19 protein-coding genes are annotated in these 21,449 nt (G+C 63.3%); 16 read left to right on the forward strand and 3 right to left on the reverse strand.

The genetic code is table 11. The annotated features are described in order from the left end of the window. The first annotated feature begins 199 nt into the window (after positions 1 to 199). Positions 200 to 1,795 carry a nitric oxide reductase transcriptional regulator NorR gene (gene norR / locus EV674_RS05010; RefSeq protein WP_119012283.1) on the forward strand — a complete coding sequence of 532 codons (1,596 nt, stop codon included), beginning with the start codon at positions 200 to 202 and terminating at the stop codon, positions 1,793 to 1,795. Positions 1,796 to 2,023: 228 nt separating this feature from the next. Here norR and EV674_RS05015 read toward each other — a convergent pair whose 3' ends face one another. Next, on the reverse strand, positions 2,024 to 3,535 hold the full coding sequence (locus EV674_RS05015; protein WP_119012284.1) for a helicase HerA-like C-terminal domain-containing protein: 1,512 nt from the start codon (positions 3,533 to 3,535) through the stop codon (positions 2,024 to 2,026). Between the two features lie 66 nt (positions 3,536 to 3,601). On the opposite strand from EV674_RS05015, the gene EV674_RS05020 reads away from it, so the two are divergent. The 11 genes from EV674_RS05020 to rng all read left to right on the forward strand — a co-directional run bounded on the left by EV674_RS05020 (position 3,602) and on the right by rng (position 14,351). Continuing rightward, positions 3,602 to 4,321, forward strand: coding sequence for a YebC/PmpR family DNA-binding transcriptional regulator (locus tag EV674_RS05020; RefSeq protein WP_119012285.1), 720 nt, complete (start codon positions 3,602 to 3,604; stop codon positions 4,319 to 4,321). Continuing rightward, positions 4,318 to 5,601, forward strand: a complete 1,284-nt coding sequence (purD, locus tag EV674_RS05025) for a phosphoribosylamine--glycine ligase (RefSeq protein ID WP_119012286.1) — start codon at positions 4,318 to 4,320, stop codon at positions 5,599 to 5,601. The genes EV674_RS05020 and purD overlap by 4 nt, the downstream gene beginning before the upstream one ends. After that, positions 5,598 to 6,539: an oxygen-dependent coproporphyrinogen oxidase gene (hemF, locus tag EV674_RS05030; RefSeq protein WP_119012287.1), complete on the forward strand. Its 942-nt coding sequence runs from the start codon at positions 5,598 to 5,600 to the stop codon at positions 6,537 to 6,539. The genes purD and hemF overlap by 4 nt, the downstream gene beginning before the upstream one ends. Positions 6,540 to 6,618: 79 nt before the next feature. Continuing rightward, positions 6,619 to 8,628 carry a biofilm regulation protein phosphatase SiaA gene (gene siaA / locus EV674_RS05035; RefSeq protein WP_306418961.1) on the forward strand — a complete coding sequence of 670 codons (2,010 nt, stop codon included), beginning with the start codon at positions 6,619 to 6,621 and terminating at the stop codon, positions 8,626 to 8,628. 27 nt (positions 8,629 to 8,655) lie between these two features. Then, on the forward strand, positions 8,656 to 9,210 hold the full coding sequence (gene siaB / locus EV674_RS05040; protein ID WP_119012288.1) for a biofilm regulation protein kinase SiaB: 555 nt from the start codon (positions 8,656 to 8,658) through the stop codon (positions 9,208 to 9,210). 10 nt (positions 9,211 to 9,220) lie between these two features. After that, entirely contained in the window at positions 9,221 to 9,610 is a 390-nt protein-coding gene (siaC, locus tag EV674_RS05045; RefSeq protein WP_119012289.1) for a biofilm regulation phosphoprotein SiaC, read from the forward strand. Continuing rightward, complete coding sequence (gene siaD, locus EV674_RS05050; RefSeq protein WP_119012290.1) at positions 9,603 to 10,397, forward strand: biofilm regulation diguanylate cyclase SiaD; 795 nt, start codon at positions 9,603 to 9,605, stop codon at positions 10,395 to 10,397. Before siaC ends, siaD begins: the two co-directional genes overlap by 8 nt. 288 nt (positions 10,398 to 10,685) lie before the next feature. Continuing rightward, positions 10,686 to 11,633 (forward strand): ribosome silencing factor, encoded by a 948-nt coding sequence (gene rsfS, locus EV674_RS05055; protein ID WP_119012291.1) that lies wholly within the window; start codon positions 10,686 to 10,688, stop codon positions 11,631 to 11,633. A gap of 19 nt (positions 11,634 to 11,652) precedes the next feature. Then, complete coding sequence (gene rlmH, locus EV674_RS05060) at positions 11,653 to 12,120, forward strand: 23S rRNA (pseudouridine(1915)-N(3))-methyltransferase RlmH (protein WP_119012292.1); 468 nt, start codon at positions 11,653 to 11,655, stop codon at positions 12,118 to 12,120. Between the two features lie 110 nt (positions 12,121 to 12,230). Continuing rightward, on the forward strand, positions 12,231 to 12,845 hold the full coding sequence (locus EV674_RS05065; RefSeq protein ID WP_119012293.1) for a Maf family protein: 615 nt from the start codon (positions 12,231 to 12,233) through the stop codon (positions 12,843 to 12,845). Positions 12,846 to 12,863: 18 nt separating this feature from the next. After that, positions 12,864 to 14,351, forward strand: a complete 1,488-nt coding sequence (gene rng / locus EV674_RS05070; RefSeq protein WP_119012294.1) for a ribonuclease G — start codon at positions 12,864 to 12,866, stop codon at positions 14,349 to 14,351. A gap of 99 nt (positions 14,352 to 14,450) precedes the next feature. Here the strand turns inward: rng and EV674_RS05075 are convergent, their stop codons facing one another. Together EV674_RS05075 and EV674_RS05080 are read right to left on the reverse strand one after the other, a co-directional pair. Next, complete coding sequence (locus EV674_RS05075; RefSeq protein WP_119012295.1) at positions 14,451 to 15,341, reverse strand: CoA transferase; 891 nt, start codon at positions 15,339 to 15,341, stop codon at positions 14,451 to 14,453. Between the two features lie 136 nt (positions 15,342 to 15,477). Further along, complete coding sequence (locus EV674_RS05080; protein WP_119012296.1) at positions 15,478 to 16,674, reverse strand: amino acid aminotransferase; 1,197 nt, start codon at positions 16,672 to 16,674, stop codon at positions 15,478 to 15,480. 118 nt (positions 16,675 to 16,792) lie between these two features. Between EV674_RS05080 and uvrB the strand changes: the two genes are divergently transcribed. The 4 genes from uvrB (at position 16,793) to iscU (ending at position 21,448) form a co-directional block, all read left to right on the forward strand. Next, the gene (gene uvrB, locus EV674_RS05085) at positions 16,793 to 18,877 is read left to right on the forward strand and encodes an excinuclease ABC subunit UvrB (RefSeq protein ID WP_119012297.1); all 2,085 of its coding nucleotides are present in this window, start codon (positions 16,793 to 16,795) and stop codon (positions 18,875 to 18,877) included. Between the two features lie 234 nt (positions 18,878 to 19,111). Further along, positions 19,112 to 19,648 carry a Fe-S cluster assembly transcriptional regulator IscR gene (iscR, locus tag EV674_RS05090; RefSeq protein ID WP_119012298.1) on the forward strand — a complete coding sequence of 179 codons (537 nt, stop codon included), beginning with the start codon at positions 19,112 to 19,114 and terminating at the stop codon, positions 19,646 to 19,648. Positions 19,649 to 19,752: 104 nt separating this feature from the next. Beyond that, positions 19,753 to 20,973 carry an IscS subfamily cysteine desulfurase gene (locus EV674_RS05095; RefSeq protein ID WP_119012299.1) on the forward strand — a complete coding sequence of 407 codons (1,221 nt, stop codon included), beginning with the start codon at positions 19,753 to 19,755 and terminating at the stop codon, positions 20,971 to 20,973. A 70-nt stretch (positions 20,974 to 21,043) separates the two neighbouring features. After that, the gene (gene iscU / locus EV674_RS05100) at positions 21,044 to 21,448 is read left to right on the forward strand and encodes a Fe-S cluster assembly scaffold IscU (RefSeq protein ID WP_119012300.1); all 405 of its coding nucleotides are present in this window, start codon (positions 21,044 to 21,046) and stop codon (positions 21,446 to 21,448) included. The last annotated feature ends 1 nt before the right edge of the window (position 21,449 follow it).

The raw sequence follows: 21,449 nt of genomic DNA on the forward strand, positions 1-21,449 counted from the left end.
TCGGTCTCCGGTGGTTGAAAAGAGAGCAGCGCCGCCCCCGCTGCGTGGGAGGTGGGGCGCATGTTCTGCCCATGCTTTCATCAAGATGCGTGCCAGATCAATGCTTGATATAAATCAATGGCTTGCAAGGTTTCTATTCTGAATACAGTCAAAAAGATACTTTGTTAAAGTAGTCAAAAAGACTCTTGAAAGCATCACATTGACTGCCAATCCGATATTGCAAGCCTTGGTGCCATTGCTGGACGATCTGGCGCGCGAGCTGCCCGATGGCGAGCGCTACCGCCGCCTGCTCCAGGCCATGCAGGCCCTGTTGCCCTGTGATGCTGTGGCCTTGCTGCGGCTGGAGGGCGATGTGCTGGTGCCGCTGGCCACCCGTGGCCTGAGCCGCGACACGCTGGGCCGGCGCTTTCGGGTGCAGGAGCACCCGCGCCTGGGCCTGCTGCTGGCCGCGGGTGGCCCCTTGCGCATTGCCGCCGACAGCCCGCTGCCCGATCCCTACGACGGGCTGGTGGAAGGCGTACATGGCCACCTGGAGGTACACGACTGCATGGGCTGCGTGGTGCAAGTGGGTGAGAAGCCCTGGGGCCTGCTCACGCTGGATGCGCTGGGCAAAGAGCGCTTGTCGGCGGTGGACTTGGCCGATGTGCAGGCCTTTGCCAGCCTGGCGGGCGCCACCGTCAGTGTGGTGCAGCGCATGCAGGGGCTGGCGCTGCGCGCCGAGGATGAGCGCCAGCGCGCCGACAGCTACCGCGCCCTGGCAGCGCAAACCGCCGCACCGCCCGTGCTGATGGGACAGAGCACCGCGCACCAGCAGTTGCTGCAAGAAATAGCCAGCGTGGGCGACAGTGCGCTGACGGTGCTGGTCACGGGCGAAACCGGCGTCGGCAAAGAGCTGGTGGCGCAGGCGCTGCATGCAGCATCACCGCGCGCGGCGCGCCCGCTGGTGAGCCTGAACTGCGCAGCCCTGCCCGAAACGCTGGTCGAGAGCGAGCTGTTTGGCCATGTGCGCGGCGCCTTCTCGGGTGCGGTGGCCGAGCGGCGCGGCAAGTTTGAGCTGGCCGATGGCGGCACGCTGTTTTTGGACGAGGTGGGCGAGTTGCCGCTGGCCGTGCAGGCCAAGTTGCTGCGCGTGTTGCAGGGCGGGCAGTTGCAGCGCCTGGGCTCTGACCGCGAGCACCAGGTGGATGTGCGGGTGATAGCCGCCACCAACCGCGAGCTTGCGCAGGAGGTGCGGGCCGGGCGCTTTCGGGCGGATTTGTACCACCGCCTCAGCGTCTATCCGCTGGTGGTGCCACCGCTGCGCGAGCGTGGCCAGGATGTGCTGCTGCTGGCCGGGCATTTTCTGGAGCAAAACCGTTCGCGCCTGGGGCTGGGCAGTGTGCGGCTGGACGCCAGCGCGCGCGCTGCGCTGCTGGCCCACGACTGGCCCGGCAATGTGCGCGAGCTGGAGCACCTGGTGGGCCGCAGCGCACTCAAGGCGCTGGCCGGTTTGGCCACGCGCCCGCGCATCCTCAGTTTGACCGCTGCGCATTTCGACTTGCCCACGCGCCCGGGGGGCATCGCGCCGGGGCCTGCCGCAGCGGCGCCAGACGGCGGTGCCCTGGCGCAGGCCGCAGCGCTGGTGGCCGAGGACTTGCGCAGCTCCACCGAGTCACACCAGCGCCAGCGCATTGCCAGTGCGTTGGCACTGCACCATGGCAACTGGGCTGCAGCGGCGCGCACGCTGGGTTTGCACCGCGCCAACCTGGTGCGGTTGGCGCGCAGGCTGGGGCTGCCAGCCCAAGGCCCGGCGTGATGCAGGGCGGTTATTGAAGGTAAAAAGTGCCTTCAGACCGCACCAGTCAAGCGCAAGCAGCTATCAAAATAGAATCTTTTTAACCCGTGACCAGCCAGTTTGATGCGGGGCAGTGTTTTGAAAGCCAAAAGTGCCTCTAGGCCCCGCTAATCAAGCGCCAGAAGCTATCAAAAAAGGAGCTTTCGTGGCGCTTGCGCCCCGCCGGTGCAGCGGGGCAGGGCGCCGCCTTCAGCGCCGGCGCCCGCCCAGCAGGCTGCCCAGTACGCCGCGCAAAATCTCGCGTCCCAGCGTGGTGCCCATGGTGCGCACGGCCGATTTGGCCATGGTCTGGGCCAGGCCATCGCGCTGGCCGCCACGGGGGCCAGTGCTGCCAAACAGCATGTCTTTGAGCCCGCCCATCAGGCCCTCGTCGGCCGTTTGGCCGGGCGCGGTGCCGTTTTTGCCGTTGCCCTCGGGGGCGTTGGCAGAGCGGTTTTTCAGGATTTCGTAGGCCGATTCGCGGTCTACCACCTGCTCATACACACCGGCCACCAGCGAACTGGCGCGCAGCGCCTGGCGTTGGGCGGCATCGATGGGGCCAATCTGGCTGCCAGGGGGCAGCACATACACGCGCTCGGTCACGCCGGGGCGGCCCTTGGCGTCCAGAAAGCTCACCAGCGCCTCGCCCACGGCCAGCTCGGTGATGGCGGTTTCGATGTCGAGGCCCGGCTTTTGCCGCATGGTGGTGGCCGTGGCCTTGACGGCTTTCTGGTCGCGCGGGGTAAACGCCCGCAGCGCGTGCTGCACGCGGTTGCCCAGCTGGGCCAGCACGCTGTCGGGGATATCCAGCGGGTTTTGCGTGACGAAATACACGCCCACGCCCTTGGAACGCACCAGCCGCACCACCAGTTCGATGCGCTCGATCAGCACCTTGGGCGCTTCGTTGAACAGCAGATGGGCCTCGTCGAAGAAGAACACCAGTTTGGGCTTTTCAGGGTCGCCAATCTCGGGCAGCTGCTCAAACAGCTCGGACAGCATCCACAGCAAAAAGGTGGCGTACAGGCGCGGCGAGTTCATGAGCTTGTCGGCTGCCAGGATGTTGACCACGCCGTGGCCTGCGGCATCGGTCTGCATGAAGTCCTGGATGTTGAGCATGGGCTCGCCAAAGAACTGGTCGCCGCCTTGCTGCTCGATTTGCAGCAGCCCGCGCTGGATGGCGCCCACGCTGGCGGCGCTGACGTTGCCGTAGCCGGTGGTGAACTCTTTGGCGTTGTCGCCCACGTACTGGAGCATGGCGCGCAGGTCCTTCAGGTCCAGCAGCAGCATGCCGTTGTCGTCGGCAATTTTGAACACCAGGTTGAGCACGCCCAGTTGGGTTTCGTTCAGGTTCAGCATGCGTCCCAGCAAGAGCGGGCCCATGTCAGAGATGGTGGCGCGCACCGGGTGGCCTTGTGCGCCAAATACGTCCCACAGGGTGACGGGGCAGGCCAGCGGCGTGGGCAGCGCAATGCCGCGTTCGTGCAGCGCGTGCGCCATCTTGTCGCTGACATGGCCAGCCTGGCTGATGCCGGTGAGGTCGCCCTTCACGTCGGCCATGAATACGGGCACGCCAATGCGCGAAAAACTCTCGGCCAGCGTCTGTAGCGTGACGGTCTTGCCCGTGCCAGTCGCTCCCGTAATCAGACCATGGCGGTTGGCCAGTGCGGGCAGCAGGTGGCACTCGGTGGAAGGGTTCTTGGCAATCAGCAGGGAGTCGGCCATGGCGGGGGGTACGGAAAAGTAGAATCGGAGGCGTAGATTAAATCAGGATAAGTAAAAGGACTTCCCATGGCCGGACACAGCAAATGGGCGAACATTCAGCACCGCAAGGGTCGCCAGGACGAAAAGCGCGGAAAAATCTGGACGCGCATCATCCGCGAAATCACCGTGGCCGCGCGCGCCGGTGGCGGTGACCTGGGCGCCAACCCGCGCCTGCGCCTGGCGGTAGAAAAGGCCAAGGCGGCCAACATGCCCGCCGACCGCGTCAAATACAACATTGACAAGGCCACCGGCAATGCCGAGGGCGTGAACTACGAGGAAATCCGCTACGAGGGCTACGGCATCGGTGGCGCCGCCATCATCGTGGACACCATGACCGACAACCGTGTGCGCACCGTGGCCGAGGTGCGCCATGCTTTCAGCAAGCACGGCGGCAACATGGGCACCGAGGGCTCGGTGGCTTTCCAGTTCAAGAACGTGGGCCAGATCATTTTTGCCCCAGGCGCCAATGAGGACAAGATCATGGAGGTAGCGCTCGAAGCGGGCGCCGAAGATGTCATCACCGATGACGACGGCGCCTTGGAGGTGCTGACCGCCGCCACTGACTTCGAGGCCGTGAAAAACGCCCTGGAAGCCGCTGGCTTCACGCCCGACGCCGCCGATGTCACCATGCGCCCCGATGTCACCATCGAACTTACTGGGGAAGACGCTGTGCGTATGCAAAAACTGCTTGATGTACTAGAGGATCTGGACGACGTACAAGAAGTCTTCCACAACGCTGCACTATGAAGGTTTTAGTTATTGGCGGCGGTGGCCGCGAACACGCCATCGCCTGGAAACTCAGCCAGTCGCCCAAAGTCACGCGCATTTTTGTTGCGCCCGGCAACGGCGGCACGGCGCTGAACCCCAAGTTTGAAAACCTGCCCATCACCAACGTGGTGGCCCTGCGCGAGTGGGCGCAAAAAGAAAAAATCGGTCTCACCGTGGTCGGCCCCGAAGCGCCACTGGCCGCTGGTGTGGTCGATGAGTTCCGTGCCCACGGTCTGCGTATTTTTGGCCCTACCAAGGCGGCAGCGCAGCTGGAAAGCTCCAAAGCCTTCTCCAAGGCATTCATGCGCCGCCACGGTATTCCCACGGCGGATTACGACACCTTCACCGATCCGACCCTGGCCCACGCTTTTGTCGATCGCCTGGGCGCGCCCATCGTTATCAAGGCCGACGGCCTGGCCGCAGGCAAGGGCGTGGTGGTGGCCATGAGCCTGCAAGAAGCGCACGACGCCGTGGACTTCATGCTGGTGGACAACAAGTACGGCGTGACACACAACGAGGGCGGAGCCCGTGTTGTCATTGAGGAGTTCCTTGAAGGCGAAGAAGCCAGCTTCATCGTGCTGTGCGACGGCAAGAATGTGGCCGCCCTGGCCACCAGCCAAGACCACAAGCGCCTGAAAGACGGCGATGAAGGCCCCAACACCGGCGGCATGGGCGCGTATTCGCCCGCGCCGGTGGTCACTGCCGACGTGCATGCCCGCGCCATGCGCGAAATCATCCTGCCCACCATCCGTGGTATGGAAAAAGACGGCATTCCGTTCACCGGCTTTTTGTACGCAGGTCTGATGATCGACGCCCAGGGTCGCCCCAAGACGCTCGAATTCAATTGCCGCATGGGTGATCCCGAAACCCAGCCGATCATGATGCGCCTGAAAAGCGATTTGCTGGATCTGCTGGGTGCCGCCATTGACGGCAAGCTCGATCAGGTCGATTTGCAATGGGACCGGCGCCCGGCGCTGGGCGTGGTCATGGCTGCGCACGGCTACCCCGAAGACCCGCGCAAGGGCGACGCCATCACCGGCTTGCCTCCCGAGGCCGACGATGCCATGGTGTTCCATGCAGGCACCGTGCTCGAAGACGGTGTGGTGCGTACCAGTGGTGGCCGCGTGCTCTGCGTCACGGTGCTGGCTGACAGTGTGCGCTTGGCGCAGCAACGTGCCTACGACGTGGCACGCGGCATCCACTTTGATGGCGCCCAGTACCGCCGCGACATTGGCTACCGCGCCATCAAAAATCCATGACCCCGGCCTTCAATACCGAGAGCACCGTCGCGCAGGTGCGCCAGTATCTGGTGGGCTTGCAGGCACGCATCATCGGCGCGCTCGAAGCCATAGAGGGGCCAGAGGGTGCCCGCGCGGTGGTTGATCCCTGGCACAAGCCTGCGGGCGAGTTGCTGCAAGGCGATGGCATCACGCAAATCATCGAAGGCGGGCGTGTTTTTGAGCGCGCGGGCTGTGGCTTCTCGCACGTGCGCGGGCCGCAACTGCCGCCCTCGGCCACCCAGCACCGGCCCGAGCTGGCAGGTGCGCCCTTTGAGGCCATGGGCGTGTCGCTGGTGTTTCACCCGCGCAACCCTTACGTGCCTACCGTTCACATGAATGTGCGCATGATTGCCGCAGGCCACCCCGGCCAGGCACCCGTGTGCTGGTTTGGCGGCGGCATGGACTTGACGCCCTACTACGGCTTCGAGGAAGACGCGGTGCACTTTCACCGCACCTGCCACGGTGCGCTGGCTCCCTTTGGCGAGGACAAGTACCCACGCTTCAAGCAGTGGTGCGATGAATATTTCTTTTTGAAGCACCGCAACGAACAACGCGGCGTAGGCGGCGTGTTTTATGACGACTTTTCCGAGCTGGGTTTTGAACGCAGCCTGGCCATGACGCAGTCGGTCGGCGATGCTTTTTTAGATGCCTACCTGCCCATCGTGGAGCGACGCCAGCACATGGCCTATGGTGAGCGCGAGCGCGAATTTCAGCTTTACCGGCGCGGTCGTTATGTGGAGTTCAATCTGGTCTGGGACCGGGGAACGCACTTTGGCCTGCAGTCGGGCGGGCGCACCGAGTCGATTTTGCTGTCCATGCCGCCGCTGGCCAGTTGGTCGTACCAGCGCGTTCCTGAGCCTGGTTCGCCTGAGGCCGCCCTGACGCAGCACTACCTACAGCGCCGCGACTGGCTCTGAAGTGCCTGGCCTGTGCCGGAGCATCTGCTTCAGCATGGGCCGCCACGCACAGCACCAGGCTTCACCCGGGATACACAACGTGAAACAGACAGCCACCTCCTGGATGGGGGGCCTTCGGGCCAAGTCGATGTTGGCCTTGGCGCTGGCGTGTCTGCTGGCCCTGCTGCCAGCGGTTTTGATTGGCTGGCAGGTACTCGATGGCGTGCGCAATTACTTTGGCGAGAACTACGCGCGCAACTACACCCAGCTCAAGCGGCAAAGCATTCTGGCCCCGGTGGCGCGCGAACTGGCACTGTCTTTGCGCCTGGCCGATTCGGTCGTGACGCGGCAATGGTTGCTGGACGAAGGCAATGCCGCCAAAAGAGCGCTGTTTTTTGAAGAGGCCGAGGGCTACCGCAAAGACTTTCGCGACCACGCTTATTTTTTGGCCAGCGTCGGCAGTCGGTACTTTTATTTCAATGACAACACCAAGCCGTTCAGTGATGGGCCCCGCTATACGCTGGATTTGACCCAGAAAAAAGACGCATGGTTTGCCGGCACCCTGAGCCAAACTGGGAGCCACTACAACATCAACGTGGACGACAACGTCCAGTTGCAAACCACCAAGGTCTGGTTCAACGTCATTGTTCGCAGTGGCGATCGCAAGATCGGCGTGACCGGGGCCGGACTGGATTTGACGGGTTTTCTGAAAGACTTCATTGCCACCAGCGACCCGGGCGTCACCCCCATGATCCTGACGGCTGCCGGAGAAATCCAGGCCCACCCCAACCGCCAGCTGATTGCCATCAATATGGCGGCCGGGCGTGCCAATCTGGCGCAAACCCTGGCCGGGCAGTTGCCTGCGGGTGCGCAGCGCGATGCGCTGGCGGCGGCCATGGCGCAGGCAGTGGCCAAGCCGGGCGAAGTACGCAGCTTCAAAGCCACGCTGGATGACAAGGCGCAGCTGCTGGCCGTGTCTTACATCCCTGAGCTGCAATGGCACATCGTCACGGCGGTGGATCTGAAGGCGGCCCAGGTGATTGACCAAGGCTGGCTGCGCGCCGTGATGGCCGCTGTGGCCGTGGTGCTGGGGGTATTGCTGCTGGTATTTGGCTACGCAGTGGAAAAACTGGTTCTGCAACCGGTGCGCAAGCTGCAGAAGTCGGCGTCGGCCATGGCACAGGGCGATTTCAGCGTCTCTTTGCCTCCCGATGGTCAGGACGAGCTGGGTGACCTGACCCGGGCTTTTGGCACCATGGCCCGCCAAATTCGCAGCAATACCGAAGAGCTGGAGCACAAGGTACAGGCCCGCACACTCGCTTTGGAAGAGGCCAACCGGGACATGCGGCGGGCACACCAGCAAATCAACGATTCCATCGACTATGCCAGCCTGATCCAGCAAGCCACCTTGCCCAGCCAGCAGCTGACGCAGCTGCTGGGCCCGCAGCAATTTGTGCTGTGGCGGCCCCGCGACGTGGTGGGCGGCGATTTTTATGTGTTCCGCGCCGAAGGGCAGCGCTATCTGCTGGGCGTGGTGGACTGCGCGGGCCATGGCGTTCCCGGTGCGCTGATGACCATGCTGGCGCGCTCGGCTCTGGACCATGCCATGGCGCACGTCGGCATCAGCGCACCGTCTGCCATCCTGAGCCACACCGACACCACCATGCGCGCCATGCTGCAACACAGCGAGTTGCCCCGCGCCATTGCCACCAACATGGACGTGGGCCTGGCCTGCGTGGACCGCGAGGCCCGCACCCTGCATTACGCCGGTGCCAAAATCAGCCTGTACTGGAGCGACGGCCAGACGGTGCATGAGGTCAAGGGAGGGCGCCGGGCACTGGGCGATCGGCGCCAGGGCAGCTACACCGACACCCAGGTAGAGATCGTTCCCGGCGCCACCTACTACCTGACCACCGATGGTTTTCTCGACCAGGCTGGTGGCGAGCTGGGCTACGGCTTTGGCGACACCCGCTTTGCCCAGCTGCTGCTGGCGCACGCCCGTTTGCCCATGGAGCAGCAGGCCAGCGCACTCAACCAGGTGCTGGAGGCGTACCGGGGCGACTACCCCCAGCGCGACGACATCACGCTGCTATCCTTTCGCATAGCCTGAAAATTGCCCCGCCACCACAGGATTTCCATGCAAGACATCAACCTATTTGAGCTTCGGGCCCACTTCAACCGCAGCAATATCCTGCTGTGCTTCAATGGCCCGATTTCGCGCAGTCTGATTGAGGAAATCGGCAACGCGCTGAAAAACTACCTCCAGGCCGACCAAGCCCAGCCCAACGCGGCCATGGATGTGTTCAGCGTTTACATCGAGATGACGCAAAACATCCGCCACTATGCCGTTGCCCACCAATACGATGACATCGACAGCTCGGCCACGGTGGTGGTGGCGCGTGACGATGACCAGCATTACGTGGTGCAATCGGGCAACCTGGTGGAAAAGGCCGATGGCGAAGTCCTCATGGCCCGCATCCACGCCCTGGCCAGCATGGACAAAGCAGAACTCAAGGCCGCTTATAAAACCCAGCTGCGCCAGCCGCGCAGTGAATTGGCTGCCAGCGGTGCTGGCCTGGGCCTGATTGATATTGCCCGCAAATCAGTGCAACCCCTGAGCGCCACCCTGACCGAGCTGGATAACGGCCGCTGTTTTTTCAGCGTGCGCGCCGTGATCCAAAAAACCTCTTGATGAATCGACCATGAGCGATAAGAACAACATCTCTATTGCGGGAAGCCAATCTACCCCCAGCGTTACCGGCGACTGGGCGCTGGGCTTGCTGCGCATGCAGGGTGACTCGTACCCTGAGAACTCCTTTGAATTTTTTGGCCCCATCATTGACTGGCTGGAACGCTTTCTGAATGCCCCTCCAGCTCCTTTGCTGCGCCTGGAGCTGCGGCTGGTGTACATGAACACCAGCTCAGTCAAGGCCATGATGGACATCTTTGATCTGCTTGAAGATGCACACAAACAAGGTGGCAAGGTCTGCGTGGATTGGTATTACGACCCCCGCAATGAGCGCGTGGTGAATTTGGCCGACGAGTTTCGGGAGGATTGCAGTTTCCCGTTCCAGATTGCCGCAGATGCTTGAACGCCCGCGCCTGGCCCACGATGAGGATGAGCTGATCGTTCAAGTCCAGGCGCTGCTGGCTGACCCGGCGCACCAGGGCAATCCGCTGCGCGAGCCCTTGGCGCATTTGCTGGGCTGCAACCAGGTGCACCAGGCGCAACTGCGCCGCCTGATCCGCATCTCTGATGGCTACCAGTACATCTCGCGGCGCCAACAAGAGAGCCTGGAGCACCAGTACGACCGCCAATTGCACCGCCTGGAAAAATTGGCCCGCATCTCTGACCGCTACCAAAACAGCCTGCGCGAGTTGAGTGAAACCCTCAAGCAGGCCTCGCTGCACGATCCCTTGACTGGCTTGGGCAACCGCCGCTTTTTGATGGAGCGCCTGACGCAGGAAACCGAGCGCGCCAACCGCAAAGAATCCCCTTACACGCTGGGCATTCTGGATGTGGATCGGTTCAAGGCCATCAACGACCGTTTCGGCCACGAAGCAGGCGACACCGCCCTGTGTGCCATTGCGCAGGCCATTGCCGGTGCGCTGCGGGAATACGATGTGTGCGGCCGCTGGGGCGGTGAAGAGTTTTTGATCCTGATGCCGGAAACGCCGCTGGATTTTGCCCGGCAGATTGCGCAGCGGGTTTCTCAGAGCATCAAGGCCATTCACCTCGAATTTCTGGACATCGGCATTTCTGCCAGCGTGGGCTTGAGTGTTTACCGCTTGGGCGAGCGCTTTTCTGACACCCTCAACCGCGCCGATGCCGCTTTGCTGCAAGCCAAAACCCATGGCCGTGACCGGATTGAAGGGTGAGGGCAGTCGCGGTATCGACGCCCATTGCGATGGCCACAACGCCCCGCCCAGAGAGCCAGTCTGTTGCCAAAAGCTATAATTTCAATAGCTGTAGGCGCACGTGTCCTGTGCGTTAGCACCTTAAAACATCTCTATGGAAACCCCGGTTTCCGTGGACACCAGCCCACCGTACCGAAAAGCAGCGACTGCCAGCGACACCGCGTGATACACGCCGGGGCAGTTGGTGCCCGGCGTTGCGCGCTATATTGGCTCCCATTGCTTTCCACTCACCTCCCACACCACAGTCTGATGACCACCACCTCCCAATCGGAATCCGCCGCCAAAAAAGACGTCACCAAACTCCAGCGCGCCATCGTTGACGGCCTGGAAGATGTCAAGGCGCAAGACATCCAGGTTTTCAATACCGAGCACCTGTCGCCGTTGTTTGAGCGCGTGATCGTGGCCTCGGGCACGTCCAACCGCCAAACCAAGGCATTGGCCGCCAGCGTGCGCGATGCCGTGCGCGAAGCCGGTTTCCCCAAACCGCGCACCGAAGGCGAAGAAAACGGCGAATGGATCATCGTGGACTGCGGCGCTGCCGTGGTGCATGTGATGCAGCCCACCATCCGCCAGTACTACCGCCTGGAAGAGCTGTGGGGCGATACGCCCGTGCGCCTCAAGCTGGGTGCGCCCAAGCCTGCGGCGGCCCCGGCTGCCAAAGTGCCTGCCAAGACCGCTGCGCGCCGCGCGGCCAAGGCCGAGGCCGAAGCCGCCGCCGTGCCCGCCAAATCGGCCAAAGCCACCGCAGCGGCCCGCAAGCGCAGCGACGCTGCCACGCAAGAGGCCGCTCCTGTGGCCAAAAAGCCCGCCGCCCGCAAGAGCGCTGGTGCCGCAGTGACCAGCGCCACCAAGGCCCCGGCCAAGAAGGCGCCCGCCAAGAAGACAGCAGCCGCCAGCAGCGCAGCCAAGGCACCTGCCAAAACGGCAGCCACAACGGCCACCAAGACAGCGGTAAAGACACCGGCCAAGACGGCTGCCAAGGCCCCCGCAAAAACTGCACCGGCCAAGACCGCCATCCAGACCCTGGTCGTCAAGCCGCGCGCTGAAAAGGCCCCGGCCAAAAAAGCCGCCCCCCGTGCCAGCGCCAAAGCGCCTGCCAAGTCCGCTGCCAAAGCTGCGGTCAATGCGCCCGCCGCAGACGCACCCGCCAAGACCGCCGCGCGCAAGAGCGCAGCGCCGCGCAAACCCAAAGCCTGACGTTTGAAGGGTTGGAACCATGCGTTTGCTGATTGTGGCCGTGGGCCAGCGCGTTCCCGATTGGGCGCAAACCGCCTACGACGACTACGCCAAGCGCTTTCCGCCCGAGCTCAAGGTCGAGCTCAAGGCCGTCAAGACCGAGCCGCGCGGCTCCAAAACCCTGGAGACGCTGTACGCCGCCGAGCGCGAACGCATCGAGGCGGCCATCCCGCGTGGCACCCGCGTGGTGGTGCTGGACGAGCGCGGCACCAGCCTGACCACCAAGGCGCTGGCCGAACGCCTCCAGGGCTGGCAGCTGGGCGGTGACGATGTGGCGCTGGTCATTGGCGGGCCGGACGGGCTGGAGCCTGCGTTTCGCCAAAGCGCGCATGAGCGCATCCGCCTGTCGGATTTGACCCTGCCGCACGCCATGGTGCGCGTGCTGCTCATCGAGCAGCTCTACCGCGCCTGGTCGGTCAACGCGGGCCACCCCTACCACCGCGAGTAGGGCCATTGGCGGCTGTGTTGCATGCCGATTTACTCCTGATTTAATAGCTACTGGCGCTTGCTGCACAAGCGCCAGAGTCGTTTTTGACCCTCAATTTTTGGAGCGCCACCATGCCTGCGTTCGTTTACCTTGCCTCCCAAAGCCCGCGCCGCAGCCAGTTGCTGGCGCAAATCGGCATTCGCCATGAATTGCTCTTGCCCGATGCCGACGGAGCGCACGCCGAGGACGCCGAAGCCCTGGAGGCCGTGCTGCCCGGCGAATCGCCCACGGCCTATGTGCAGCGCGTGACCCGCCTCAAGCTCGATGCCGCCGTGGCCCGCCATGCGCGCCGGGGCCTGGCCGCCGCGCCCATCCTGTGCGCCGACACCACCGTGGCCCGGGGCCGCACCATCTACGGCAAGCCATTGGATGCGATGGACGCCGCGCGCATGCTGGCTGAACTCTCGGGCCACAGCCACCGCGTGCTCACGGCGCTGGCCTTGCAGGTGGGCGAGCAGCGCCTGAGCGCGCTGTCGGTATCGCGCGTCACTTTTGCGGCGATGGGTGCGGCGCAGATTGACGCCTACGTGGCCACTGGCGAGCCCCTGGGCAAGGCCGGCGCCTACGGTATCCAGGGCCACGCGGGTGCGCATGTGCGCCACATCAGCGGCAGCTATTCGGGCATCATGGGCCTGCCTTTGTACGAAACTGCCGAGCTGCTGCGCACGGCCGGTTTTGCCCTCTAACCCTACGGCTCCCTCCCTATGCAACAAGACATTCTGATCAACTGGTCGCCCCAGGAAACGCGCGTGGCCGTGGTGGAAAACGGCGCCGTGCAAGAGCTGCACGTCGAGCGCACGCTGGAGCGCGGCCTGGTGGGCAACGTCTATCTGGGCAAGGTGGTGCGCGTGCTGCCGGGCATGCAATCGGCCTTTATCGACATTGGCCTGGAGCGCGCCGCGTTTTTGCACGTGGCCGATGTCTGGCAGCGCCAGGAGGGCGGCGAGGCGCCCATGTTCGCGCGCAAAGGCGAGCCCCTGGTGCCCATCGAAAAACAGGTGTTCGAGGGCCAGGCCATCATGGTGCAGGTCATCAAAGACCCGATTGGCACCAAAGGCGCGCGCTTGTCCACGCAGATCAGCCTGGCCGGGCGGCTGTTGGTGTTTTTGCCACAGGACGACCATGTGGGCGTGTCGCAGAAAATCCCGTCCGCCGAGCGCGATGCACTGCGTGCGCGCTTGCAGGCGCTGGTGGGCAGCAAAGAGTCGGGCGGGGGCGGTGGCTTTATTTTGCGCACCAACGGCGAAGACTCCTCCGACGCCGAGCTGGCCGAAGACATTGCCTACCTGCGCAAGACCTGGGCCCGCACCAAAGAGGCCGCGCTGCGCCTGCCGCCCATGTCACTGCTGTTGCAAGACCTGGATTTGTTGCAGCGCGTCCTGCGCGATCTGGTGGGCGACCACACCCAGAGCATCCGCCTCGATTCGATGGAGCAGTTCCAGCGCCTGCGCGCTTTTGGCCAGGAGTTCATGCCCGCAGCGGCGGCCAAGTTGCAGCACTACAAGGGCGAGCGGCCCATTTTTGACCTGTATGCCATCGACGAGGAAATCGCCCGCGCGCTGGGCCGGCGGGTGGATTTGAAATCGGGCGGCTACCTCATCATCGACCAGACCGAGGCGCTGACCACCATTGACGTGAACACGGGCGGCTTTGTCGGCGCACGCAATTTTGACGAAACCATTTTCAAGACCAACCTGGAGGCGGCGGGCGCGATTGCGCGCCAACTGCGCCTGCGCAACCTGGGCGGCATCGTGATCGTGGACTTCATCGACATGGTGCAGGCCGCACACCAGGATGCGGTGCTGGCCGAGTTCAGAAAACACCTGGCGCGTGACCGCGTCAAGACCACGGCGGGTGGGTTCTCGCCGCTGGGGCTGCTGGAGATGACGCGCAAGCGCACGCGTGAATCATTGGCCCACATGCTGTGCGAGCCCTGTGCCGCCTGCCAGGGCCGCGGTGCCCTGAAAACCGCGCGCAGCGTGGCCTACGACATCCTGCGCGAAATCCTGCGCGAAGCACGCCAGTTCCATCCGCGCGAGTTCCGCGTGGTGGCCGCACCCCAGGTGGTGGAGCTGCTGCTGGACGAGGAAAGCCCGCACCTGGCGGGGTTGTCCGATTTCATTGGCAAGCCCATCTCGTTGCAGGCCGAGGCGGCCATGGGACAAGAGCAGTTCGACATCGTGCTGCTGTAGCGGTTTGGGGGCGCGGGGTGCTGCCCCCGCTGGCGGTTGGCGCTTGTTGGGTCTGCGCGCGGCTGCCAGCGGTGGTCTGGAGGCGCTTCTGGAGTGCGGTCAGGCCAGGGTGTGCAGCGGAATGTCGTGCGCCAGCGCCAGTGCATCGAGCTGGGCGCGGGTTTGTGGTGCCACAAAGGCAGCGATGGCCGCGTGGGTGGCGGCGGCGCGCATGGTGCCCGCATCACCCAAGGCAGGCAGGCCAGCGGCCTGGCACAGGCGCACGGCAAAGTGCGGCTCCAGCGCGGCCATGGCCACGCGGCCATCGGCGCAGGGGTAGAGGCGGTAGCCCGCGTGGGCGCCGCCCACATCGCTGTCGGGCTGCATCAGGCCCCAGGTGGCGGGCAGCGCTAGCCATTGCGCCGATTCGGCCAGTCCCACCTCCAGGCACACGCCATGCCCATCTTGCAGGCGCGCCAGTTGCGCTTGCAGCACGGCCTCGCTGGCCACCAGCGAGCCTGCCATGTCGGCAAACAGGCTGGGCGGCATGTGCAGGCCGTTGACCAGCCCGGCATCAGCTTGGTAGGTCAGGTCGTGGCCGGGCTCTTCAGCGCGATCGCCTTCGCTGCCGACGATGCGCACCAGCGACAGCTGCGGATAGCGCGCGCGCAGTGCCTCCCAGCCCAGCCCCAGTTTGTCCAGCGCCGAGGGGCGAAACGACGTGATCAGCACATCGGTGTGGGCCAGCTCCTGGTGCAGCGTGGCCTGGCCCTCAGGGGTTTTGAGGTGGGCGTGCAGCACGCGCACGCCCTCGTGCATGGCGGCATAGGCGACGGCGCTGTAGCTGGCCATGGGGTCGGCGCTGGGCTGGCCTGCGGGCGCGGGTGGCTCCAGCTTGGTGCACAGGGCGCCCATGCGCGCGCAGCGCACCAGAGCCGCCGGGCCGGGCAGGTTCAGCGCCAGGCTGAGGATGCGGAGGTTGCGCAGGGGTTGGGGCAGGGCAGTGGTCATCGGTGGGGGCGGTGGCAGGGGTTGATTTACTATTTTTTTGATAGCTGCAAGCGCACGCCAGACGGGCGCTAGAGGCCAAAATTACCATAAAAAAACCGCCCTAAGGCGGTTTCTGTATCAGGGGTTTACCCGGTGCTTACACCACCTTGGCGATGGCCTGGCACACGTAGTCGATGTTCTTGCTGTTGAGCGCGGCCACGCAGATGCGGCCCGTGTCGGTGCCGTACACGCCAAACTCATTGCGCAGGCGCACCATCTGGTCTTTGGACAGGCCCGAGTAGCTGAACATGCCGATTTGCTGCGTCATGAACGACATGTCTTGCTGCACGCCAGCGGCTTTCAGGCCATCGACCAGCTTTTGGCGCATGGCCTTGATGCGCACGCGCATGTCGCCCAGTTCTTTTTCCCACAGGGCGCGCAGCTCGGCATTGCCCAGCACGGCAGCCACCACCGCACCGCCGTGGGTGGGTGGGTTGCTGTAGTTGGTGCGGATGACGATTTTGAGCTGGGAGAGCACGCGCGCGGCTTCTTCCTTGTTCTCGCACAGCACGCTCAGGCCGCCCACGCGCTCGCCGTACAGGCTGAAGCTCTTGGAGAAGCTGGTGGAGACAAAAAAGCTCAGGCCAGCGGCCACAAACTTCTGGATCACGGCGCCGTCTTCGGCAATGCCGTGGCCAAAGCCCTGGTAAGCCATATCGAGGAAAGCGGTCAGGCCCTTGGCCTTGACCACTTCCACCACCTGGTCCCACTGCGCGGGGGTGATGTCGTAGCCGGTGGGGTTATGGCAGCAGGCGTGCAGCACGATGATGGTGCCGGGCGCAGCCGCATTCAGGCTGGCGAGCATGCCGTCGAAGTTGACGCCGCGTTTTTCAGCGTCGTAGTAGGCGTAGGTATCGACCACAAAACCGGCGTTGGTGAACAGGGCGCGGTGGTTCTCCCAGCTGGGGTCGGAGATCAGCACCTTGGCATCGGGGCTGATTTTCTTCAAAAAGTCGGCACCGATTTTCAGGCCGCCCGTGCCGCCAATGGCTTGCACCGTGGCCACGCGGCCCGAGGTGACGGGCTCGCTGCCTTCGCCAAACACCAGCGCCTTGACGGCGTTGTCGTAGGCCACGATGCCGTCGATGGGCAGGTAGCCCCGGGCGGTGGGCTTGGCCATCAGGGCGGCTTCGGCTTTTTGCACGCATTCCAGCAGCGGCAGCTTGCCGTTGTCGTCGAAATACACGCCCACGCCCAGGTTGACCTTGTTGGGGTTGGTGTCGGCGTTGAATTGCTCATTGAGGCCCAGGATGGGGTCGCGGGGCGCCATTTCGACGGCGGTGAACAGAGACATGTGAGTCCTTGGAGGGGTGAAGAAAGGGGGGAGGGTGGAGCATTGCAGCCGCAGCTGTTAGGCTTTTGGGCTCCCCCCAATTTTAGCGGCGCCGGGTCTGCGCTGCCGCACCTTTGCCATGTCAGAAATTACCGCTGTGCCCGCTGTCGGGCAGTTTGTCCATTTCCCCGATTCGCCCTTTGCGCTGTACCAGCCTTACCCGCCTGCGGGCGATCAGCCCACTGCCATCGACCAACTGGTAGAGGGCGTGCGCGATGGCGAGGTGTTCCAGACCCTGTTGGGCGTGACCGGCTCGGGCAAGACCTTCACCATGGCCAACGTCATTGCCCGGCTGGGGCGCCCGGCCATCGTTTTTGCGCCCAACAAGACACTGGCGGCCCAGCTCTACAGCGAGTTCCGCGAGTTTTTCCCGAAAAACGCGGTGGAGTATTTCGTCAGTTATTACGACTACTACCAGCCCGAAGCCTATGTGCCGCAGCGCGACCTGTTCATCGAGAAAGACAGCGCCATCAACGAGCACATCGAGCAAATGCGGCTGTCTTGCACCAAAAGCATTCTGGAGCGGCGCGATGTGGTGATTGTGGCCACGGTGTCGGCCATTTACGGTATCGGCAACCCCGAGAGCTACCACCGCATGATCATGACGCTGCGCGTGGGCGACCGCATCGGCCAGCGCGATGCCATCGCCCAGTTGGTGTGCATGCAATACCAGCGCAACGACATGGACTTTGCGCGCGGCAACTTCCGTGTGCGCGGCGACACCATCGACGTGTTCCCGGCGGAGCATTCCGAGCTGGCGCTGCGCATCGAGCTGTTTGACGATGAAATCGAGAGCCTGCAGCTGTTCGATCCGCTCACCGGGCGGGTGCGCCAGAGCATTGCGCGCTTTACGGTGTACCCGGGCAGCCACTACGTCACGCCACGCGACCAGGTGCTGTTGGCGGTCGAGGCCATCAAACTGGAGCTGGCCGAGCGCCTGAAGCAGTTGGTGGGTGATGGCAAGCTGGTCGAAGCCCAGCGGCTGGAGCAGCGCACCCGTTTTGATCTGGAAATGCTCAGCGAAGTGGGGCACTGCAAAGGCATCGAGAACTACTCGCGCCACCTCTCGGGCACGGCGCCGGGCGATCCGCCCAGCACGTTGACCGACTACCTGCCCAAAGATGCGCTGATGTTTCTGGATGAAAGCCACCAGATGATGGGCCAGCTCAGTGCCATGTACAACGGCGACCGTTCGCGCAAGACCACGCTGGTCGAATATGGCTTTCGGTTGCCCAGCGCGCTGGACAACCGCCCGCTCAAGCTGGAGGAGTTTGAGCAGCGCATGCGCCAGGTGGTGTTCGTCTCAGCCACCCCGGCAGACTACGAAAAGCAGCACGCCAGCAAAGTGGTGGAGCAGGTGGTACGCCCCACCGGGCTGGTCGATCCGCTGGTGCAGGTGCGCCCGGCGGCCACGCAGGTCGATGATGTGTTGCAGGAGATTCGTCTGCGTGTAGAGCGCCAGGAGCGCGTGCTCATTACCACCCTGACCAAGCGCATGGCCGAGCAATTGACCGATTACCTGAGCGACAACGGTGTCAAGGTGCGCTACTTGCACAGCGATGTGGACACCGTGGAGCGCGTGGAAATCATCCGTGACCTGCGCCTGGGCGCGTTTGATGTGCTGGTGGGCATCAACCTGTTGCGCGAGGGGCTGGATATTCCCGAGGTGTCGCTGGTGGCGATTCTGGATGCCGACAAGGAGGGCTTTTTGCGCTCCGAGCGCAGTCTGATCCAGACCATTGGCCGCGCCGCGCGCAATTTGAGCGGCCAGGCCATTTTGTATGCCGACCGCATCACGGCGTCCATGGAAAAAGCCATCGGCGAGACGGAACGTCGGCGCGCTAAACAGATCACACACAACGAAAAGCTGGGAATTACGCCGCGCAGCATTGTCAAGCAAGTAAAAGACCTGATTGACGGTGTTTACAGCGAAAAAGCGGGCAAAGATGCGGCCCGCATGGAGCAGGAGGCGATGCAGCGCGCCCAGGTAGAAGACATGTCAGAGAAAGAGGTGGCCCGCGAAATCAAGCGCTTGGAAAAGCAAATGCTGGAGCATGCGCGCAACCTGGAGTTTGAGCAGGCAGCGCGCCTGCGCGACCAGTTGGCGCTGCTGAAAGAGCGTGCTTTTGGCGCCCACGGCAGTGACCCGATGGCCAGCGCCTAGAAAGCCCCCGGCAGTGTGTGTGAATGCGACCTGACAGCGTCAAATGTGACTGTAAAGTCACTTTATCCGACAAAAATAATGGGGATTGTGCTATACTGTGGTCAAACACTCAACCAATGCCCTGCGATGAACGTCTGCGCCGACAAGGCAGCGTGATGGGCTGAGACGGTACTGCTGCGGTTATCCACGGCAAGCGGTATTTCCTGAACCAACAAGCCAAAAAAGGAGCTTGCGATGCGCCTCACCACCAAAGGCCGCTTTGCGGTCACTGCCATGATTGACCTGGCCCTGCGCCAGAACAACGGCCCTGTCACGCTGGCAGCCATCAGCCAACGCCAACGCATTTCCCTGTCGTATCTGGAGCAGCTGTTTGGCAAACTGCGCCGCCATGAGCTGGTCGAGTCCACCCGGGGCCCCGGCGGCGGCTACACGCTGGCACGCAAGGCCACCGACATCACTGTGGCCGACATCATCGTGTCGGTGGACGAGCCCATTGACTCCACCCAGTGCGGTGGCAAAGAAAACTGCCTGGGCGAAACCGGCCGTTGCATGACGCACGACCTGTGGGCTTCGCTGAACCAACGCATGGTCGAGTTTCTGGATGCCGTCACGCTGCAAAAACTGGTGGAAGACCAGTTGGCCAAGGGTGTGCAGATTGAAGAAAAACCGGCAGTGCGCCGCGCCATTTCCACCACGCCGGTGGTCAAGCCCATCCGTGTGAACGCGCCCAATTCGGTGTTCGCCCTGGGCAACGTTTTCGCCAAGTCCTGATAGCGCAGTGGTGCCAGCGCGCGGCCACCAGGCCAGCGCTGCCCTGCGAGATTGCTTTTCACTTTCTTCTGTTTTGCCAGCCAGAACCTTTCACTGAGCCAGCCATGGACACGACACCGCACTTCCCCATTTACCTTGATTACGGCGCCACCACGCCCGTCGATCCGCGCGTCGTGGACGCCATGATCCCGTGGCTGCGCGAGCACTTTGGCAACCCCGCATCCCGCAGCCACGCTTGGGGCTGGGAGGCCGAAGCCGCCGTTGAAAAAGCCCGCGAGCAAGTGGCTGACCTGATTGGCGCCGATCCGCGCGAAATCGTCTGGACCAGCGGCGCTACCGAGTCCAATAACCTCGCCATCAAGGGCGCAGCGCAGTTCTACAAAGGCAAGGGCAAGCACCTGATCACCGTCAAGACCGAGCACAAAGCCGTGCTGGACGTGATGCGTGAACTGGAGCGCCAGGGCTTTGAAGTGACCTATCTGGATGTCCAGGAAAACGGCTTGCTGGATTTTGAGGTGCTCAAGGCCGCCATCCGCCCCGACACCATCCTGATCAGCGTCATGTTCGTGAACAACGAGATTGGCGTGATCCAGGACATCCCGGCCATTGGTGCGCTGTGCCGTGAGAAGTGCATCATCTTCCACGTCGATGCGGCCCAGGCCACTGGCAAGATCGAGATCGACCTGAAAACCCTGCCCGTGGATTTGATGAGCCTGGCCTCGCACAAAACCTACGGCCCCAAGGGTATCGGCGCGCTGTATGTGCGCCGCAAGCCCCGCGTGCGCCTGGAAGCCCAAATGCACGGCGGTGGCCATGAGCGCGGTATGCGCTCGGGTACGCTGCCCACCCACCAGTGCGTGGGCATGGGCGAGGCCTTCCGCTTGGCCAAAGAAGAAATGGCGCAAGACCTGGCCAAGGCCCAGGCCCTGCACCAGCGCCTGCTGGACGGCCTGAAAGACATCGAGCAGGTCTTCATCAATGGCGACACGGCGCGCCGCGTGCCGCACAACCTGAACATGAGCTTCAACTTTGTCGAGGGCGAGTCGCTGATCATGGGCATCAAGGGGTTGGCGGTGTCGTCAGGCTCGGCCTGCACCTCGGCCAGCCTGGAGCCCAGCTACGTGCTGCGCGCGCTGGGCCGCAGCGACGAGCTGGCCCACAGCAGCCTGCGCATGACCATTGGCCGCTTCTCCACCGAGGAGGAGATTGATTACGCCATCGGCACCATCCGCGAAAACGTGGCCAAGCTGCGCGAACTCAGTCCGCTGTGGGAGATGTTCCAGGATGGTGTAGACCTCAGCACCATCCAGTGGGCAGCCCACTAATAATATGTATCAAATTGGCCTCTAGACCTTGCGCAGCAAGCGCTAGTAGCTATTAATAAAGGAGTAAATCATGGCCTATTCCGACAAAGTGATTGACCACTATGAAAACCCGCGCAACGTGGGTTCGTTTGACAAGGGCGACGAATCGGTCGGCACCGGCATGGTCGGCGCACCTGCCTGCGGCGACGTGATGAAGCTGCAAATCAAGGTCAACCCTGACACCGGCGTCATCGAAGACGCACGCTTCAAGACCTATGGCTGTGGCTCTGCCATCGCCTCATCGTCCCTGGTGACGGAGTGGGTCAAGGGCAAGACGCTGGACGAAGCGGCTGCGCTGAAAAACAGCGAAATCGCCGAAGAACTGGCGCTGCCGCCAGTGAAGATCCACTGCTCGATCCTGGCCGAAGACGCCATCAAGGCCGCAGTGCAAGACTACAAGGCCAAGCACGGCGCCGCAGCGCCTGCCGCTGCCTGAC

Source organism: Simplicispira metamorpha (assembly GCF_004341365.1).
GTDB classification, from domain to species: domain Bacteria; phylum Pseudomonadota; class Gammaproteobacteria; order Burkholderiales; family Burkholderiaceae_C; genus Simplicispira; species Simplicispira metamorpha.

Coding starts and splice junctions, on each gene's coding strand:
- EV674_RS05015 (WP_119012284.1), bottom strand. CDS start 3,535: ATGGCCGACTCCCTGCTGATTGCCAAGAACCCTTCCACCGAGTGCCAC.
- EV674_RS05020 (WP_119012285.1), top strand. CDS start 3,602: ATGGCCGGACACAGCAAATGGGCGAACATTCAGCACCGCAAGGGTCGC.
- purD (WP_119012286.1), top strand. CDS start 4,318: ATGAAGGTTTTAGTTATTGGCGGCGGTGGCCGCGAACACGCCATCGCC.
- hemF (WP_119012287.1), top strand. CDS start 5,598: ATGACCCCGGCCTTCAATACCGAGAGCACCGTCGCGCAGGTGCGCCAG.
- siaB (WP_119012288.1), top strand. CDS start 8,656: ATGCAAGACATCAACCTATTTGAGCTTCGGGCCCACTTCAACCGCAGC.
- siaC (WP_119012289.1), top strand. CDS start 9,221: ATGAGCGATAAGAACAACATCTCTATTGCGGGAAGCCAATCTACCCCC.
- siaD (WP_119012290.1), top strand. CDS start 9,603: ATGCTTGAACGCCCGCGCCTGGCCCACGATGAGGATGAGCTGATCGTT.
- rsfS (WP_119012291.1), top strand. CDS start 10,686: ATGACCACCACCTCCCAATCGGAATCCGCCGCCAAAAAAGACGTCACC.
- rlmH (WP_119012292.1), top strand. CDS start 11,653: ATGCGTTTGCTGATTGTGGCCGTGGGCCAGCGCGTTCCCGATTGGGCG.
- EV674_RS05065 (WP_119012293.1), top strand. CDS start 12,231: ATGCCTGCGTTCGTTTACCTTGCCTCCCAAAGCCCGCGCCGCAGCCAG.
- rng (WP_119012294.1), top strand. CDS start 12,864: ATGCAACAAGACATTCTGATCAACTGGTCGCCCCAGGAAACGCGCGTG.
- EV674_RS05075 (WP_119012295.1), bottom strand. CDS start 15,341: ATGACCACTGCCCTGCCCCAACCCCTGCGCAACCTCCGCATCCTCAGC.
- EV674_RS05080 (WP_119012296.1), bottom strand. CDS start 16,674: ATGTCTCTGTTCACCGCCGTCGAAATGGCGCCCCGCGACCCCATCCTG.
- uvrB (WP_119012297.1), top strand. CDS start 16,793: ATGTCAGAAATTACCGCTGTGCCCGCTGTCGGGCAGTTTGTCCATTTC.
- iscR (WP_119012298.1), top strand. CDS start 19,112: ATGCGCCTCACCACCAAAGGCCGCTTTGCGGTCACTGCCATGATTGAC.
- EV674_RS05095 (WP_119012299.1), top strand. CDS start 19,753: ATGGACACGACACCGCACTTCCCCATTTACCTTGATTACGGCGCCACC.
- iscU (WP_119012300.1), top strand. CDS start 21,044: ATGGCCTATTCCGACAAAGTGATTGACCACTATGAAAACCCGCGCAAC.